General features: G+C 39.7%; 14 protein-coding genes. All 14 read left to right on the top strand.

Going from position 1 to position 17,180, the window contains the following annotated elements; translation table 11 throughout:
- The 14 genes from A2536_10250 to A2536_10185 all read left to right on the top strand — a co-directional run bounded on the left by A2536_10250 (position 1) and on the right by A2536_10185 (position 17,075).
- Positions 1-843: a hypothetical protein gene (locus A2536_10250; GenBank protein OGF44218.1), complete on the top strand. Its 843-nt coding sequence runs from the start codon at positions 1-3 to the stop codon at positions 841-843.
- On the top strand, positions 844-1,569 hold the full coding sequence (locus tag A2536_10245; GenBank protein OGF44217.1) for a hypothetical protein: 726 nt from the start codon (positions 844-846) through the stop codon (positions 1,567-1,569).
- Positions 1,559-2,872 carry a hypothetical protein gene (locus tag A2536_10240; GenBank protein OGF44216.1) on the top strand — a complete coding sequence of 438 codons (1,314 nt, stop codon included), beginning with the start codon at positions 1,559-1,561 and terminating at the stop codon, positions 2,870-2,872. Before A2536_10245 ends, A2536_10240 begins: the two co-directional genes overlap by 11 nt.
- Positions 2,869-4,017: a hypothetical protein gene (locus A2536_10235; protein OGF44215.1), complete on the top strand. Its 1,149-nt coding sequence runs from the start codon at positions 2,869-2,871 to the stop codon at positions 4,015-4,017. The genes A2536_10240 and A2536_10235 overlap by 4 nt, the downstream gene beginning before the upstream one ends.
- Positions 4,001-5,098: a hypothetical protein gene (locus tag A2536_10230; GenBank protein ID OGF44214.1), complete on the top strand. Its 1,098-nt coding sequence runs from the start codon at positions 4,001-4,003 to the stop codon at positions 5,096-5,098. Before A2536_10235 ends, A2536_10230 begins: the two co-directional genes overlap by 17 nt.
- A 67-nt stretch (positions 5,099-5,165) precedes the next feature.
- Positions 5,166-7,217, top strand: coding sequence for a hypothetical protein (locus A2536_10225; protein ID OGF44213.1), 2,052 nt, complete (start codon positions 5,166-5,168; stop codon positions 7,215-7,217).
- 27 nt (positions 7,218-7,244) lie between these two features.
- Positions 7,245-8,030 (top strand): hypothetical protein, encoded by a 786-nt coding sequence (locus A2536_10220; GenBank protein OGF44212.1) that lies wholly within the window; start codon positions 7,245-7,247, stop codon positions 8,028-8,030.
- Positions 8,031-8,175: 145 nt separating this feature from the next.
- Positions 8,176-10,425, top strand: coding sequence for a hypothetical protein (locus A2536_10215; protein OGF44211.1), 2,250 nt, complete (start codon positions 8,176-8,178; stop codon positions 10,423-10,425).
- Positions 10,400-11,344: a hypothetical protein gene (locus A2536_10210; protein OGF44210.1), complete on the top strand. Its 945-nt coding sequence runs from the start codon at positions 10,400-10,402 to the stop codon at positions 11,342-11,344. The genes A2536_10215 and A2536_10210 overlap by 26 nt, the downstream gene beginning before the upstream one ends.
- Positions 11,345-11,573: 229 nt before the next feature.
- Positions 11,574-12,692, top strand: a complete 1,119-nt coding sequence (locus A2536_10205; GenBank protein ID OGF44209.1) for a hypothetical protein — start codon at positions 11,574-11,576, stop codon at positions 12,690-12,692.
- Position 12,693: 1 nt separating this feature from the next.
- Entirely contained in the window at positions 12,694-14,187 is a 1,494-nt protein-coding gene (locus A2536_10200; protein OGF44208.1) for a glutamate synthase, read from the top strand.
- A 273-nt stretch (positions 14,188-14,460) separates the two neighbouring features.
- Entirely contained in the window at positions 14,461-14,898 is a 438-nt protein-coding gene (locus tag A2536_10195) for a 4Fe-4S ferredoxin (GenBank protein OGF44207.1), read from the top strand.
- Positions 14,899-15,060: 162 nt separating this feature from the next.
- Positions 15,061-16,335 carry a hypothetical protein gene (locus A2536_10190; GenBank protein ID OGF44206.1) on the top strand — a complete coding sequence of 425 codons (1,275 nt, stop codon included), beginning with the start codon at positions 15,061-15,063 and terminating at the stop codon, positions 16,333-16,335.
- The gene (locus A2536_10185) at positions 16,332-17,075 is read left to right on the top strand and encodes a hypothetical protein (GenBank protein OGF44205.1); all 744 of its coding nucleotides are present in this window, start codon (positions 16,332-16,334) and stop codon (positions 17,073-17,075) included. The genes A2536_10190 and A2536_10185 overlap by 4 nt, the downstream gene beginning before the upstream one ends.
- Positions 17,076-17,180 lie beyond the last annotated feature (105 nt).

The raw sequence follows: 17,180 nt of genomic DNA, 5'->3' as shown, positions 1-17,180 counted from the left end.
ATGTTCATAATCGAACCTCATATACATATGTATTCAAGGACAACGGATGATTACCAGGCAATGTACAAAGCGGGGATCCGGGTTGTTGTTGAGCCTTCTTTTTGGCTTGGAAGCGACCGCAGGTATGCCGGTACATTCTTTGATTACTTTCGTTTAATATTGGAATTTGAAACAATAAGAGCTGCCCGCTTCGGCATAGATCACTACGCCTGCATTGCCTACAATCCGAAAGAAGCGGAAAATAAAAAACTTGTAGATGAAGTGCTTCTTGGTATTGAGGAGTACCTTGACCATCCGAGGTGTATCGCGGTCGGAGAGATAGGACTGAATAATATAACCGAGAATGAGATTTATGCGTTTAAAAAGCAGCTTCTTCTTGCGGAAAAAAAGAAAATGCAGGTAATAGTTCATTTGCCGCATATGAATAAAGCAAAAGGCGCAAAGGTTATTGTTGATATAATTAAAGCGGAAGGTGTAACACAAAAACATATAGAAATAGATCATAACACGGAAGAAACGATGCCGATTACGCAGATGACAGATTGTTTTCTGGGACTTACAGTCTATCCGTATTCCAAGCTTAATCCTGAACGGGTTTCGGAAATAGTTAAAACTTATGGAGCGAAGAGGCTTGTAGTAAACGGAAGCGCAGACTGGGGTGTTTCTGATCCCTTAGCCCTTGCAAAAACAACTGAGTACCTGAAAGAACACGGTCACGATGAAAAAGTAATAAAAATGCTTCTTCATGATAATGCTGATGAATTTTACGATCAATCCTCGAAGTGGAAACCTGACTATAATATTAAGCCTGTTCCTGTTTCCGAATATCAAAGGCAGCCGTAAATGAAATTTAAAATAAATCCTGCTTTTCGTGCATGGATGGAAATTGTCAGACCTCCAAACTTGTTTACTGTTCCCGGGGATGTTATAGCGGGAGCTTTGCTTGCCGGGATGAGTAATGCGAAAATACTGTATTTAATCCCCGCAGCTGTTTGTTCGGTAATTTTCTATGTGTCCGGCCTTATTTTAAATGATTATTTTGACAGAGAAAAAGATAAAAAAGAGCGCCCTTTTCGCCCGATTCCTTCAGGGAGAATAAACCCGGTCACTGCGTTATTAGCGGCAATATGTTTGATAGTTATTGCTCTTATTATAAGCATCCTGATTGGTCCCGATTTCTTTATGGCCGCAATCATACTTGTGCTTCTTATTGTTGTTTATAATACCTTTGCAAGAAAAATTCCGGTTGCCGGTTTTGCAGTTATGGGACTTTGCCGCGGCGCTAATATAATTCTCGGAGCCAGTCTGGTGTCTCTTTCGATTAATACTAATGTTTCTATTGCGGCATTGATTGAAACTATTTATGTTGCCGGGCTGACAGCATTTGCTTTCAATGAAGTTAAAGGAAATCGCGCTTCACTGATTGGTAACCTTGTGAGGGGTCTTATAATCTTACAGCTGGCATTTATCATTTTTTCAGGCTTTGAAAATCCCGCAGTTATTATTGTTTTTATGTGCTTGTTCCTATATCTTTCAGGAAGAGCGGCAAAAGTATTCTATGGAAGTTAGAGAAAAAATGAATGAAAAAATAATATTAATACAAATAGCGGCGCTGGGCTATAATTTTCTTGTGAAGAATCTAAAACAGGAAAAATTGGGTTTAATGGAGATAAAACCTTTAAAGGGACTTTTCCCTGCGTTAACCTGTACGGTTCAGGCAACTTTACGGACAGCGGTTCTTCCCTCTGTGCACGGAATAGTGGGAAACGGATATTTTGAAAACAAATTATTGAAGCCGATGTTTTGGGAACAAAGCAGCAGGCTTATTGATGGCAGCAGAATATGGGACAATTTCCGTTCGCGCGGCGGTAAAGTCGCTCAAATGTTTATTCAGCAATCACTCGGTATGGACAGTGATATCTTCTTCTCTCCTGCGCCGGTGCATAAGCATCATGGCGGAATGATACTTGATTGTATGTCAAATCCGGTGTCTCTTAATGAGCGGTTAAAAAAAGAGATTGGATCTGATTTCCCGCTTCACAGCTACTGGGGCCCTTTTGCTTCAAGAAAATCCGGTGACTGGATCATAAAAGCCGTAAAAAATGTAATGTTAAATGAAAAGCCGGGGTTTTTATTTACATATATTCCCCATCTTGATTATGATTTGCAGAGATTTGGTCCTGATTCAAAAGAAGCATTGGTCGCACTTAACATAGTTATGGAATACCTTGAAGTTTTATTTACTGTTGCGAAAGAGCAGGGTTATAAGGTATTAGTATTTGGTGATTATTCAATTACTCCTGCTTCACATGTTATATTTCCCAATAAGCTATTAAGAGCAGAGGGGCTTTTGAAAACGAGAAATGTCAGGGGAATGATGTATCCAAATTATTATATAAGCCCGGCTTTTGCCGCTGCGGATCATCAGATTGCTCATGTTTACGTTTTTGATCCTGACAAGTTGAGTCAAGTCAGAGCTTTATTTGAAAAGATGGAAGGTGTTGATCAGGTAATTGACGGTAAGTCCGGAAATAGCGGCATAGAGAATAAACGGAGCGGGGAGATTGTTCTAATAGCTAAAAGGGGCTGCTGGTTTGACTATCGCTGGTGGGATGACAAAAAAGAGGCGCCAGAGTATGCATCACATGTAGATATCCATAATAAACCCGGATATGATCCGTGTGAACTGCTTAAGGGCCGGAACCCGTTTAAAATCAGGCAGGACCCCGGTCTTATTAAGGGGACACATGGCCGGGTGGATGAAGATGAACCGGTGTTTTATGCGTCAGATATTTATTTGGGTAATCCGGAGAGCATTTTAGAGCTCTCTAGGAGTATAAAAAATATTCTTGAAAGTCGGGGCGGAAATTGAAGATAAGACAGAAAATAAAAGTGGAATTTGATTACAATATATATTTTACCGGTGATATGTTTTCTTCCGGAGGCAGGATATTAAAAGAAATATTTAAAGATAAAAATTCCAGGATTATGGTATTTATAGATTCGGCTGTTTCCTTGGAATATCCTGAAGTTGAGAAAAAATTAAGGCTGTGGTTTAAGAATAACCCCGAAAGAGGTGAATATGTAATCCCCCGGGTAAAAATAAAAGGGGGGGAGTGGTGTAAAAATGACAAAAAATTACAGGGACGTGTCGCGCGTTTGCTGAGGGATAATTCTTTGGACAGGCATTCGTTTGTAGTTATAATAGGAGGCGGGGCCGTACTTGATACGGTGGGTTATTTTGCTTCTATAACCCATAGAGGGTTAAGGCAGATCCGTATTCCTACAACAGTTCTTTCTCAATGTGATTCCGGAGTCGGAGTCAAAAATGGAATTAATTATTACGGAACAAAAAATTATTTTGGCACTTTTACTCCGCCGTTTGCCGTTATAAATGATTTTAATTTTCTTCAAACTCTCGGAACACGTGATATATTAAGCGGAGCAGCCGAAGCTTTTAAGGTAGCCATAATAAAAGATAGAAAATTTTTAAATTTTCTTGTAAATAATAGTGAAAGGTTCTTAAAGGGCGACCGCAAAGCAATAAAAAAGATGATATTTACCTCAGCAAGGCTTCATGCAGAACATATTTCAACAGGACAGGACCCTTTTGAGACCGGGTCGTCGCGTCCTCTTGATTTTGGCCACTGGAGCGGGCATTTTATTGAAGTACTGACAAAATATGAATTGAGGCATGGTGAGGCAGTTGCGCTCGGTGTTGTGCTGGATATGATAATTGCGAAGAACTTAAAGCTTATATCTGCAAAGGAATTTACAAGAGTATATAATGGATTGAAAAATTGCGGGTTTAATTTGTGGCATCCGGTGATGGAGAGGAGAGATCGAAATGGTATTTTGAGTATTTACCGGGGATTAGAGGAATTTAGACAGCATATCGGAGGGGAACTTCATCTGGTTATGCCGGATCGTCTCGGAAAAAAATGCGTTATAAAAAGTTTGCCGCATGACGAAATAGAAAAAGCAGTCAGGGAAATGAAAAATGAGAATAAAAAATAACAACCATCTTATGTACTGCCTTAATATCCATAAAGGCGAACATTGGACGGATAACTTTAAAACAATAAAAGAGAATGTTCTTGCAATAAAAAAGGAGTTCTGCCCGAATGATGAATTTGCAGTCGGATTGAGAATATCGGCAGCAGCTGCAAAAGAACTGATAAAAGAAATTGATGTTTTTACGGATTTCCTGAAGAAAAACTCTCTTTATGTCGTAACTATAAACGGATTCCCGTTTGGTTCCTTTCACGGAGGAGTAATAAAGGAAAAAGTCTACCTGCCTGATTGGTCTTCGCAGGAAAGAGTGGATTATACAAAAGATCTTATCGATATACTTGTGAAGGTAATGCCTGCCGGGGAAATCGGAACAATATCAACTGTCCCTCTGCATTACGGAAAGAAAGTAAAGAAAAAGGGCAGTAAAAATATAATAAAAACAGCGGAATATCTTTCTGCTGTTGAAAAGAACACGGGAAAGAGAATTATCCTTTCACTTGAGCCGGAACCGGACTGCTTTCTTGATTCGCTCGCTTCTACAGTGAAATATTTTAAAAAAATGATAAAAAAAAGCGGTAAATTTAAAAAGTATATAGGCGTTTGCCTTGACTGCTGCCATGCAGGAGTTGAGTTTGAAGATCCTCTAAAATGGTATGATACGCTTACGGGCGCCGGTATTGAAGTTGTTAAAATTCAAATATCCGCCGGTTTAAGAGCCAGACTGCAAACAATTGAAAAAGCACGTGCACTTTTAACTCCTTTCACAGATAAGGAATATCTGCATCAGGTAAGAATAAAAAGTAACGGGAAAATATCGAGATATGCCGATCTTTCCAATGCACTTCTTGATTTTAAACCGGGAGAATTGACAGTTCATTTTCATGTCCCTGTTACCTGGGATGGGAAAAGTATAGGTTCAACTGTTACAAATCTCGGGAAAGAATTCTTCAAAAAGATTATTTTAGACGGTTACAAACATCTTGAACTCGAGACGTACACTTACTGGGTTCTTCCCGGTAAAAAGCTTGATATTAATGCTTCTATCATTTCGGAATTAAACTGGTTAAAAGAGAAGACATTTTAAAGCGGAATATAATATAATAGTTATTTGAATAAATCAATAAATTGAGGTATCTAAATGGAGGATGTATATGAATAAAGCTAAGATTCTGCTCTTAACTCTGCTCTTTGCGGGTTTACTTTCGGGAAAAGAGAATATTCCTTCGATTCCTTTAAATTCCAGGATTGAAGCTGAGAAAGCAATTGAAAAAGTTTTTCCGGCTCTTGTCAGGTTTCATGTCGTTTATACCGATTATAGAGACGGCAGGGAGAAGAGGAGTGAGGCCTACGGCAGCGGGGTTCTTATCTCCGCCGACGGTTATGCTGTGACAAATTATCATGTGATAGACAGGACGGTAAAAAAAATATTTTGTACGATCTCAACAAATGAAGAAATTGAAGCGGATGTAATAGGACAGGATGCTCTTACCGATATTGCCGTAGTTAAACTCCGTCTTGGTGAAAGAAAAGATAAAAATATCCCGGTGAGATTTGCCTCCTTCGGGAGTTCAGCCAACGTTAACGTGGGAGATCCAATACTTGCAATGGGCAGCCCGCTTGCCCTTTCTCGAACTATAACTGCCGGTATTATCAGCAATACGAAATTATCCCTGCCTTACGGTATGAATATCGGATGGGAAAATGTCGGCGCCATGGTTTTGTGGCTTGGGCATGATGCGCAGATTCTTCCGGGTAACAGCGGAGGGCCTCTGGTAAATATGAAGGGTGAGATAATCGGTATTAATGAACTTGGGCTCGGGGGTTCTCTGGATGCCGCGATACCGAGTGATGTCGTAGAACCAGTAGTGCGGGAAATCATAAAAAAAGGTAAAGTGGACCGCAGCTGGACAGGTCTGACCTGCGAGCCTCTCTTGAAAAATTCCGGTGAAAATAAAGGTACTCTTGTTATTGATGTTTTTAAGGCCTCTCCTGCTGAGGCGGCAGGTATTGAACCGGGTGATATCCTTCTAAGTTATGACGGCATTGATATTACCGCCAACTTTGAGGAAGATCTTCCTTTTTTCTTCAGACTTGTAGCGGGTACTCCTATAGGAAAAGAGGTTACCTTAAAGTTAAAACGCAGCGGGAAGGAACTGATTAAAACACTTAAAACAAAAGAAAGAGAAATTGCCGATCCGGGAGAAGAAGAGTTTAAGGAGTGGGGCTTTACCGGTTCCAATCTGACGGAAAGAATGATGCGGCAAAGAAAAAGAACCACACGTGACGGAGTTGTGATTTTTACGGTAAAAATCGGCGGCCAGTGCGAGGAAGCAAAACCGGAAATTAAACCCAATGATATTATTGTGAACATAAACGGAAAGGAAGTTAAAGACGTAAAAACTCTTAAGGCAATAACAGAAGAGATAATTAAAGGAAGCACAGAACCCGTGCCTGTAATAGTTGTTTTTAACAGGGAAGCAGAAAGATGGATGAGCATAGTCAAGGTAGGTTTTAAGGATATAAACAAAACCTCGGAAGAGGCAAAAAAGAGTTATCTGGGCGCAAGTTTTCAGGTGCTGACTACAGGTCTGTCGGAGCATTTGAAACTAAAAGATAAAACGGGTGTTATCATTACCAATGTGTACAGGAATACTGCTGCAGAAAAAGCAGGTCTTTTGCCGGGGGATATCATTACTTCTTTGGACGGGGATAATATTGCTGTTAACAGACCGGAAGAAACAGAAGTATTTACGAATATGATAAAGAAGAAGAAAGTTGGGCAAACATATGAAATGGCCGGTCTGAGAGCTTCCGGGGAATTTAAAGATTATAAAGAAATGAAGTTAGCGGTGAAATTTGAAAGAAGTCCGACGCCAAAAGACGAGATGAAAAAATACGAAGACAGAAATTTCGAATTTACGGTAAGGGATATTTCTTTCTTTGATTATACGGAAAATAAAGTGGATTACGGTGATAAAGGTGTATTTGTGGAGACAGTATTACCGGGAGGCTGGGCGGCTTTAGCCCGTCTTAATAATGGAAGTATAATTCAATCCGTAGACGGACAAAAAGTGGAAGATGTTGACGGCTTTATTAAAATAATGGAAGAAATAGCAAAGAATAAAAAGAAAAGAGCGGTATTCTTTGTTAAGAAAGGGATCTATACGGATTTTATTCAGATGGAGTGTGTTTGGGTAAAGTAAAAATAAATTACAAAGGGGGAGAGAAAAATGAAGAAGAAGCTGCTCAGGTTCTTGACGGGAGTTTTTACGCTGGTGTTTATGGCTCAATATATATTTTCAGACGAAATAACTGAATCCGGAAGACAAGTTATTGAAAAGGGCAAGTCAAGGATAGTAAGTTTGAAGGTTGTGGCGAGTACGTTAATAAGGAATCAAAAGGAAGAGATAAAGTTAGAATCTCAGGGAATTGTCATAAATGAAAACGGCATGGTGCTTGCCGCCTATTCCAGTATAGATCCGGTCAAGTATTTGATAAAAATGTTTTCTTCTCTGGGTATGGGTTCTCAAGCTTCTAACCTGAAAAAAATGACAAGCAGCATTGACGACATTAAATATGTTTTAATCAACGGAAAAGAAGTTCAGGCAAAACTTGTAATTACCGATAAAGACCTGGATCTGGCGATAATAAAACCTGAAAAGCCCGGTGAAAAATTAGACTTTTTTGAGGTCAAAGAACTGGCAAAGCCCGCGCTCTTCGACAAAATGCTGGCTTTCTTTAGGCTTTCAAAAGATTACAACAGGGAACTTAGTTTTGTATCCACCTCTGTGAATTGCAATATTACAAAACCGGAAGAACTCTTTTTGGTGGAAGGCGGACTGCCTATGGGCTGTATACTCTTTAACCAGCAAGGGAAATTCGCAGGTCTTAGCGTTTCAAGAAGCACCAGTGAAGAGGATACAAAGAGCCTCGGAATGTCAAATTCCATGGTGACTTCAATAATTCCCGTGAAAGAGATCCTTGATATAATAAAACAAGCTGAAGAGAAAAAATAGGGATTAATACTGGAATAAAATTAGTTAATAACCAAATATTGTTTAAGACATTGATGTGTATATGATTTTTGATGGAAAAGCTTATGTGATGTGCTATAATTAATTAGGAGTGAAATTTTAGAAGCATACATTTATCAGGGAGAAAATGATCAAAAAAATATACATATATGTCATGACCTTGTTGTTTTGTTGCTGTTTGTTCGCGGAAGAAAAATGTTATATTAAATTACCTGCACCGATAGATGTAACTACTTACTTCAGCCTATCGGATCCTGACTGGCATATTACCTTTTCAAATCCAAAAGGGATCGTATTCGTACTTACAAATGAATGCCTTAATGGAACGACAAATAACAGTTTATGGGGAAATCCAGATGAGATGATAAGTGCTTCTGTAAATTTTACTATTAGTGGATTTGACATCCAGATTCCTGCAGAGAGAGATATGAATTACATTAAATATATGTTTCTATTAATTTTTGCGTCTCCAGATCTATATACTACTCCTTTTTCAAGTTATTATCAAAATTGGAATTATTCTTCCATTTACACCATTGACAGAGTAAATAAAAAATTTATTTTTACTTATCCAATGGAATGGAATGGATTTAAGTTTAATTATCCTCCCGGGTTCTGGGGAGCTCCATCACCCAACAGTTGGAGAGGCCGAAGATTTGATAAGTGGAAAATTGGCAATAGTAATGGAACTCCTAATCAGCAATTTAGTCTTGGAAAATTTCCAATAGTTAATGACTATGTTTTTCATCCTGTTAGCGTTTGGGTTGGAAATTCAGATGATGAATGGCAAATAGCTCCGAATAATGATATTACAACTGTAACAATTCCCGGAAATTATTTTCAAGTTGATTATAATTCTGGAAAGATTATATTTGGAGATGGAACGAAAGGACTAATACCTGCGGACGGGTCAGTGATAAAATCCATTTGGAGTTATGATTTTGATGTGTCTATGGGTGTTCGTGCCTACATTCAAAAGAAAGTTAGAGCAGTAAAACTTGACTTAAATCAGATTGACAGCAATAACTGTCCCCGCGATCCGAGGGATCCTCATAATCCAAATAAATACGGAATAATATATTCTGAAGTACCGTTAGTTATAATGGGAGTACCTAAAGTGCCGGTCACCATTGTTTGCCGCAGTGATGTTTACGTAGGCCCTATTAATTCTAATTCTTTAGATACTAATGTCGATGAGTGGTGGAAAATAAAAACGGTAAACGGAACGGATGACGATATTCAATTTAAACCCGTTGGAATTATAAGTGAAGGTCTAATATGGTTTGACTTCACTTTTGCACCAAGCTATCCAAATCCTGTAATTAATAATTCATTCCGTAATTCAGGCTCAGGTAAGACTCTTAAATTAAATAAAGTTGCTTTATATTCAGCGTTTAATAATAACAATCCTGCAGGGCTGCCGCTCTTAAGTCTTGCGGCAGATAAAAAAGACGAAAGAGAACTTGGCATGATGGTAACCGGAGGGGTCGGAGGTTATTCCGGGGATGGTATATATTATTTTGGCTTAAATACGGTTAATCTTGTTGGGTCTGTTTTTTATTATGATGGCACTACTGCTCCTATTTTAAATATGCATCCTGGCACTATGTATCAGCTCTATTATGATTACAACGCGAAAAGAAAATATGCGAATAGTTTTGACAGCTGTCCGCCTCAATTTATGCCGTTTCCAACTAAAACAACAACAGTTTCAAATGATATTGGCGGTGAGGTATGTTTCAATATGGATCCTGCCACTAAAATAGTTATTCCACCCGGAGCATTTATAAATAATGAACAGGTCAGTATTGAACCAATAAGCATTCCTGAAAAACAGGGGTTCGGTTTTGAGTTTAAACCAAGTTGCAAACTCAATATTCCAGTGACTATTGTTTTGCATTACAATGTAATAAATAGTTATATTGCCAACACTGAGATAGTTCCGGCTGAAGTGAAGGATAAATTAGCTGTATATTATCATAACGGAGTAAAATGGGTCAAAATAGGAGGGACAGTTAATACTTTAAATCAAACTATTACGGTTAAAGTTGAACAGCTTTGTAAATATGCTATTATGCCTTCAAGTAATGCTTCGACTTTCAGTTTTATTGAAACTTCCCCGAATCCTTTTACTCCGAATAATGACAATAAAAATGACAGGGTTTACTTTTATTTTGAACCGAATGACATTGATGCGACTATCAAAATATACAGTCAGCTGAATAGTTTGGTAAAGGAAATAACAGTGACAAAAGGGCTTACGCCTTACTGGGATGGGACAAATAATAATGGTGCTTTAGTTGAAGGTGGATTGTACATTTACCAGGTTAAATCAGGGGATAAAATTAAAAATGGAACCGTTGTTCTTGCGAAATAAATATATTTTTGGGATAATCTTGCTCCTGCTTCTTGCATCTCAGTTGGAGGCTGCTTTTGAAGGTTTATATATGGGTGCCAGGCCGATCGGGATGGGAAGCGCTTTTGTTTCGGTGAGCGATGATTCTAATGCAATTCTTTGGAATCCTGCCGGTTTGAGCCAATTAAAGAAAATCGAAATAGTAACTTTATATTCCAAACTTTACTGGAACATTCAGGATGATAATCTAAATAAAAATTTTGCGGGTTTTGTACTTCCATTTGATAAAAATATCGGCACACTGGGTGTCGGATGGGCGAATTCCAGCTCATCTTTATATTGTGAAAATGTTTTTCTGTTTTCCTTCGGCAGAATTATTTTTGAAGGATTTTCGTTTGGGTTTAATGCAAAAGCAATGCTAAAAACCTATGCGGTAAATGATTATACTCTGATAGATCCTGTGTTCGTTAACGGAAATTTAGCTTTTGGAATAAGTTTTGATTTCGGAATGCTTTATAAGATAACAAGGGACCTTTCTATCGGGATAACAGTTGATAATATTAATAGACCTGATATTCATCTTCAAGATACAGATAAGGTGTGTGCGGTAATTAAGGGCGGTTGTTCGTTATCCTTAGGTTCTCTGTTGTTTTTCAAAAATATTCTTGCATCAGCAGAATTGGATTATTACAAAAATCTTAGTCAGGATTATAAATTTATAGGAGGATTGGAAAGCTGGTTTTTTGATAAAACCTTTGCAGTTAGAACCGGCGGGGGAATTGGGAATAATAGTTTTATGGAAATTGATGCGGGAATGAGCTGGATTGTATTTAAGACCGCATGTCTATTGCAGATTGATTATGCCTTCAGATATTCCTTGAACGGCTCTATGGAAGGAACTATTGGAAGCCATTTTATATCTACAACTGTAAAGTTCTAACATCTAAATTCGTTCAAACTATCAAAATAGTTTATAAAAAATGAATTCTATCAGGGGAAAGCGGTATTTTCTGTTGACAATAGGTAAAAAGCGTGGTATATCTTATATAGATACAGTGTTGTATCTGGACAAAGGTGTTTATGTGAAAGACTAGCATAAACACCTTTTTTTTTGAAAAAGATGTTTGAGTCGATTATCGGTGGAATCTTTTCAGTAAGGGAGTTATCGAATGGTAATACATATAGATGAGAGAAAACATAGGGTTCCTTCTGCCTGCGGAGTTACCGGGATTATGAATACTAAAGGTGTCAGGATGACCGGTGATGATATTGTTACCAGTATATGCAATATGATGTTCCGCGGTAACGGACTGGGGAGCGGTTTTGCAGCTTATGGGATCTATCCTGATCATAAAGACCATTATTGTTTTCATGTTATGTACGGCAAAGAAAGTTCGCTTGAAGCGGCGGAAGCATATATAGAAAAGAACTTCGAAGTTGCTCTCAAGGAACCTATCCCGACAAAATTTGTAAAGACGCTTCATAATATGCCGATTCTCAGAAGATATTTTTTACAGCCAAAAGAAGAGTTATTGATGCCTTTACTGGAAAAGACCGGAAAACGCGAAGTTGCCGAGGAAGATTATGTTCTTGAGAAGGTAATGTTCATTAACCGTGAGATTGGAGATGCTTTTGTTTTTTCATCAGGAAAAGATATGGGTGCTTTTAAAGGTGTAGGGAATCCGGATGAGATTGCGGAGTTTTACAGGATACCGGAGTACAAAGGTTATCTCTGGACGGCTCATAACAGGTTCCCTACCAACTCTGTAGCCTGGTGGGGCGGTGCGCATCCTTTCGGGATTCTCTCCTGGACCGTCGTGCATAACGGAGAGATCTCCTCTTACGGAATTAACAGAAGATATCTTGAAAATTTCGGTTATTACTGCACGCTCTCCACAGATACTGAAGTTATTTCATATCTCTTTGACCTTCTTGTCAGAAAGCACGGGCTTTCCTATGATGATGCGGCAAATGTACTTGCTGCGCCTTTCTGGTCGCAGGTGGAAAGGGAAGATCCTGAAAAGAAAGAGTATTATACAAGGCTGAGAATGATCTATGGCCCGGCGCTTTTGAACGGGCCGTTTGCGATTATAGTTGCTACCAATAAAACAATGATAGGTCTAAATGACAGGACAAAGCTAAGACCTCTGGTTGCCGGCAGAAAAGGAGATAATGTTTACATTGCCTCTGAAGAAGCTGCTATAAGATGTGTGAATTGGGAGCTGGATGAGATCTGGATGCCGAACTCAGGCGAGCCGGTAATTGTGGAACTAAAGGACGATAAATAATATGGCAAAATCAAAGTTCAGGACAGAGTTTAAGATTAAAAGAGCCATGGACAAATGTATAAATTGCCAGGCCTGCGTAAGGATGTGTAGTAATGATACACATGAGTACGATCCTGAAACCGAGATCATTACTTCCTACGATGAGAAGTGTGTCGGCTGTCATTTTTGCGAAGATATGTGCCCTACCGGGGCGCTCATAATTGAAAAAGAACTTCCTCAGATAAAAGAAAATGCTCACTGGGCTTCCAGAGATGTTTACGGTGTTATTAAACAGGCCGAAACTGGCGGTATACTTCTTACCGGCATGGGCAGTGACAAAAAGTATAAAGAATATTTTGATCACATTACGTTGAATGCTTCCCAGGTGACGAATCCGTCCATTGATCCTCTTCGCGAACCGATGGAGTTAAAGACTTTCCTCGGCAAAAAACCGGATATTTACAGGAAAGATGATAAACCGTTTCCCCAACTGGTCTTAGAAACACCTATTATGTTCTCGGCGATGAGCTATGGCTCAATATCTTTAAACGCGCAAAAGTCTCTGGCTATGGCTGCGGTAAAATACGGTACTTACTGGAACACCGGTGAAGGCGGACTTCATGAAGATTTGAGACCTTATGCCGGCAGGGTTATTGTCCAGGTTGCTTCCGGAAGGTTCGGCGTGGATATGCGGTATCTTGAATCAGCTGCCGCGATTGAGATTAAAATAGGGCAGGGAGCAAAACCCGGGATTGGCGGGCATTTACCCGGAGAGAAGGTTGACGAAGAAGTATCAAAGACCAGAAGAATTCCTGTGGGTTCGGATGCTATTTCTCCGGCTCCTCATCATGATATTTATTCTATTGAAGATCTAAAACAGCTGGTTTATGCGTTAAAAGAGGCAACCAGATATAAAAAACCTGTAGGCGTTAAGATCGCGGCGGTTCATAACGTTGCTCCTATTGCTTCAGGTATTGTAAGAGCCGGCGCGGATTTTGTAGTCATTGACGGAATAAGAGGCGGCACAGGAGCGGCTCCTTCGGTGATAAGAGATAATGTGGGAATACCTATAGAACTTGCGATCGGAGTTGTTGACCAGCGCCTTCGGGAAGAAGGGATTCGAAATCAAGCTTCTTTGATAGCGGCCGGTGGTTTCAGATCTTCGGGCGATGTTATAAAAGCAATCGCTCTCGGAGCGGATGCGGTGTATATTGGAAGCTCTGCGCTTATTTCCATCGGTTGTCATCTTTGTCAGAAATGTTATACGGGAAAGTGTAACTGGGGTATTGCCACGCAGGACCCTTACCTGAAAAAGAGGTTAAATCCTGAGATCGGGGCAAGAAGAGCCCATAACCTTCTTCGCGCCTGGTCGTTAGAAATAAAAGAAATGCTAGGCGGAATGGGAATCAATGCCGTGGAGTCGCTCAGAGGCAACCGCGGACAACTGCGCGGGGTCGATCTGTCGCCTATGGAACTTGAGTTATTAGGCATCAAGCATGCAGGAGAAGCTTGGTAATTTTGTTAGCAAAATTACCAGAAAATAGAAAATCGACAATCGAGAATAGATAATGTGCGCGGGAGAAAAATCCGCGATATTGAATGAGAACGGTTCTAGGTTCTTGGGACTAGGTTCATATTTAGGAGTTGTTTAATAAAATAAATACTACATTAATGTAAGACTGTTATAGACCTTTATGGACGAGCTTTTACTTGAGTAACGTGATAACGTGTAACGTGTAACGTGCAACGGCTGACTTAAAAAGAATAGATTGAAGATAAGGAAAACGACATGAAAAAAATAGTAATCCGAGAAGAATACTGTTTAGGCTGCCGCCTCTGCGAGATACATTGTGCTACGGCGCACTCGCCTTCGAAGAATATTATTAAGACTTTTAAGTCTGCCGGAGGTGCCCCGCTTTCTTCGCTTGTGATTGAAGAGCAGGGATATACGACTTTTGCTTTGCAGTGCAGGCATTGTAAGGATGCGCCTTGTGTGGAAGCATGTCTGACTTCTGCCATGTATAAAGACAAGAACGGTATAGTATTGCATGATGAGGATAAATGCGTCGGCTGCTGGATGTGTATTATGGTATGCCCCTTTGGCGCGGTTAAACCGGATCTAAAGAATAAGAAAGTAGGAAGTAAATGTGATTTCTGCGCCGGAAGAGAAATACCGTCGTGTGTAGAACATTGTCCGAATGAAGCGATTGTTTTAAAGGAAGTCTGAAAAGAATTTACGATTTACGAATGACAATTGACAATTTAATGAAGATTGCTTCGGGCAAAAAACGCCCTCGCAATGACAATATAATAATACTACCTTAATGTGAGACGTTATGAACCTTATAGACTTTATGGACTTTTAGACGGTCGTTAAAAAGGAGCTGTTATGCGTTACGTTATTATTGGATACTCGGTTGCGGCTGTGAATGCTATTAAAAGCATTCGTGAGGTTGACAAGACCGGTGAGATCATGGTGCTAACAGATGAGGCTTCCATTTATTCACGACCTCTTATTTCTTACTTTCTTGCAGGGAAGGTGAAGAAGGATAAACTGGGCTTTGTAGATGCTTCGTTTGCCAAAGAGATGAATGTTAATATCCGCTGGTCTACTCCTGTTGTAAAGATCGACGAAAAAGGGAAAAATGTTATCACGGCAAAAAATGAAAAGATAAAATATGACAGACTTCTTATCTCGACAGGCGGAGTACCGATAAACCCGCCTATAGACGGGTATTCAGATGATATAGCGGGTGTTTTTACTTTTATCAAATTGGATGAAGTTGAGAAACTTGTAAAATATATTGAAAAGAATAAGATCAAGGAGTGTGTTGTCCTGGGTGCGGGTCTTATCGGAATGAAAGCGGCAGAAGGGCTCCTTGCCCGGAAAATTAAGATTAAAATAGTGGAGATGGCTGACCGCCTTCTGGCAAATACTTTTGACAAGACGGCTTCGGCGCTTTTGGAAGAAAAACTAAAGGAGTCCGGTTCGGAATTCCTCAAAGAAACGACAATAAAAAAAGTGCTGTCAAAAGGCAAGAAGCTTGAAGGGGTGGTGCTTTCAACCGGAAAGACCGTAAAGACGAAGCTTCTGATCGTTGCTGTAGGCGTAAAACCAAATTTAGAACTAATAAAAGGCACCTTCATTAAAGCTAACCGCGGGATAGTTGTGAATGAAAGAATGGAAAGTTCTGTGTCTAATATATTTGCGGCCGGTGATGTGGCGGAAGGAGCTGATTTTCTTTCCGGTGCCAATTCGGTAATAGCCATCTGGCCGGTTGCTGCCAGGCAGGGAATGACAGCCGGGTTTAATATGGCCGGAAAGATCACTGAATATGACGGAATGTTCCCGATGAACTCTGTAACTATCATGGGTGTGCCTTCTATATCTTTCGGACTGACAAATCCGAAGACTAATGATTATGAGGTGCTCTCCTGCAATGAGAAAGGTAAATATAAAAAAATAGTAATAAAAGATAATGTGATTGTCGGGGTTGTTCTTGTAAATATTATTGAAAGAGCCGGTATCTTTGGACTTATCATAAAACAAAAACTTGATGTCTCATTGTTTAAAAAACAGTTATTAAAAGAGGATTTTGGTTTTCTTGTGCTTCCAAAAGATTTTAGAAAACATTATGTTACAGGGGACGGTACAGAGGTATGAGCAAATATACTATTGACGCTAAAGGAATGGATTTTAAAGAGTTAAATGAACTTATCCATGAAAAACTCGGAAAGACTGATGAATTTATCATTAATAACGCCTGTGGTCAGCGTTACATCGGTACGGGCATACAGGAAAAAGTAAAGATTACTGTCAATGGTTATCCCGGCAGTGATATGGCTGCGTTTATGGACGGCCCCGATATTGTGGTGTACGGTAATGCCCAGGATGCGATAGGGAATACAATGAACTCCGGATCTATCACGGTTCACGGAAATGCAGGAGATATAGTCGGCTACGGTATGAGAGGCGGAAAGGTCTTTATAAAAGGAAATGTCGGTTACCGTGTTGGTATCCATATGAAAGAGTATAAAGGAATGTTCCCGGTTATTGTAGCCGGTGGAGAAGCAAAGGATTTTCTCGGCGAATATATGGCTGGAGGTCTTCTTATAGTGCTTGGCCTTAATTCGAAGGGGCTTCCGGTTAGGGACTTTGTAGGCACCGGAATGCATGCCGGAAGGATATTCCTCCGAACTGATAAAATAGATCCAAGGCTTCTCGGTAAAGAAGTAAAAGCTGAAAAATTAGATGACGAAGACAGAAAGATGCTTGAAAAATATGTCGGCGAGTTTTGCGCCACTTTTGATATGGAAAAAGAAAAATATAAAATATTGAGCAGCTCTTTTATAAAGTTGTCACCGTTCTCGCTAAGACCGTATGGAAGACTTTACGCATACTGACCGTAAGTGAAGCAGGGGAAGCAAGGGAAGCAAGGGAAGCAAGGGAAGCAAGGGAAGCAAGGGAAGCAAGGGAAGCAAGAGAAGCAAGGGAAGCAAGGGAAGCAA

The organism is Candidatus Firestonebacteria bacterium RIFOXYD2_FULL_39_29, assembly GCA_001778375.1.
Classification (GTDB): Bacteria; Oederibacteriota; D2-FULL-39-29; order D2-FULL-39-29; family D2-FULL-39-29; genus D2-FULL-39-29.
The sequence above is the reverse complement of the archived record's forward strand: the minus strand, read 5'-3'. Positions and strand labels throughout refer to the sequence as shown.